This window comes from Dyella japonica DSM 16301 (assembly GCF_001010355.1).
In the GTDB taxonomy this organism is placed as follows: Bacteria; Pseudomonadota; Gammaproteobacteria; order Xanthomonadales; family Rhodanobacteraceae; genus Dyella; species Dyella japonica.
Genome location: NZ_JPLA01000067.1, coordinates 1 through 1,835 on the forward strand (window position 1 = coordinate 1; position 1,835 = coordinate 1,835).

A 1,835-nucleotide genomic window follows, 5' to 3' on the forward strand; every position below is an offset into this window, starting at 1 on the left:
TCAGTCTGCGCCTGCGCATTGGCACCGAAGGCAGCAGAGTTGGCGCCCGCGGCCACACTGTTGTAGCCGCTGGCCGTGCTGTAGTCGCCCATGGCGGAAGCACCGCTGCCCATGGCAGACGATTCATTGCCAAGCGCAAAGCTGGCCGAACCCACGGCGGTAGCGTAGTCACCGATGGCCAGCGCATTGTCACTGCCGTCGCCCTTGCCGTTGGCGGCGAGGTAATGCGACGCCGTGCCAGCGACGGCATTGAGCTGAGCCATGTTCACCGCGTCGGTCGCCTGCGTACCGGCGGCGACATTGGTGATCTGGCGCTCCGCACCCACCGCACCCACGGACACCGTGTTGGCTCGATCAGCGAACGAACTGGCACCCAGGGCGACGCTATTGGTGACGCCGCCATTCACCCTTGACCACGATCCGAGCGCCGTACTGTTGCTTGCATTCACACCTATGCTGGCGCCGTGACCGACCGCCGTACTCTCAGTGGAAAGCACACCCACGCCCACGCCAAGGGCCGTGCCGCCAAGGAAAGGCGTGGCGGAGGCATCGCCGATCGCCGTCGAGGAGTCACCGTTGGCCTGTGCACTTCCGCCCACGGCCGTCGAGCGAATACCACCGGCGATGGTCCAGCCGCCAATGGCCGTGGACTGACTATTGGTCGCACGCGCCATGATGCCGAACGACGCGGTGAAGATATTGCTGGCGTTCGAATTCATGCCCACGGCCACCGCGCCGACACCGGTCGCCGATGCCGGAACATAGGCGCCATTGATGCCACCGCCCGGGCCATCATGCGGGCCGAAGGCCAGGTATTGCGTGGCCGTGCCGATGCTCTGGTTGAGCTGCGAGACGTTCACCGCATCGGTGCTGGCCGTGCCGGCAGCGACGTTGGTGATCTGATGCTCCGCACCCGCGCTGCCCACCGACACGGTATTGGCCCGATCAGCCATCGCGTTCGCACCCAGCGCGACGCTGTTGTCCGCCACGGCCGATGCGTTGTAGCCAACCGCCGAGCTGAACTGGCCTGTGGCGGTGGCGCCGCTGCCGATCGCGGCTGCACCCGTGCCAAGCGCAAAGCTCGCCGAACCCACTGCCGTGCTGTAATCGCTCGCGGCATAGGCGTTGTTGCCGATCGCCACGCTCTGCACACCGTCGGCAATGGCATTCACGCCCATTGCCTGCGCCTGGCTCTTGTCGGCCACCGAGCCGGCGCCAATGGCGATGGAGTCGCTCACGTCCTGCGTCGGATCGGTACCATCGGTATTGGGATTACCTGCGGTCGCGCCGACACCGATGGCCATGTTGCGCGAACCGAATCCGCCGCCTGCCCAGGCGTTGCTGCCCAGCGCCATGTCGTTGGTGTATGCCGCCACGGCACCGTGACCGAGCGCCACGCTGTCCTGGCCGTAGGCGACGCTGGCATAACCCACCGCCGTCGCACCGTCGTATTGCGTGGCCGCCTCGCGACCGATCGCCACCGTGCCGTCGCCCGCAGCGAAGGACTTGTAACCCACTGCCACCGAGCCGCTCAGCGCACCGTCACCCGCATCCTGCGAGCCGCCCGCGTACGAGAGCGTGCCCATCGATGTGGCGTAATCACCGAATGCCACCGCGCCCGCACCGTAGGCATTGGCACCCTTACCGTACGCCCAGGTTTCCTCGTTGCCACTGCCGTGACCCGGCAGCTTGCCGTCGCCATTGGTGTCGATCCAGCCACCGATCGCGGTGGAGCCCTGGCCGATCGAGTACGTGCCCGTACCCAGCGCCACTGAACCTTGACCGTAACCGACCGCCTTGGTGCCGATGGCAATTGCATCGAGCGAGTTCTGCGC

The 1,835-nt window shown here is 66.4% G+C and carries 1 pseudogene; it reads right to left on the minus strand.

The features are described 5' to 3' along the window. Positions 1-1,835: pseudogene (locus Y882_RS17925) on the minus strand (hypothetical protein); the annotation flags it as partial.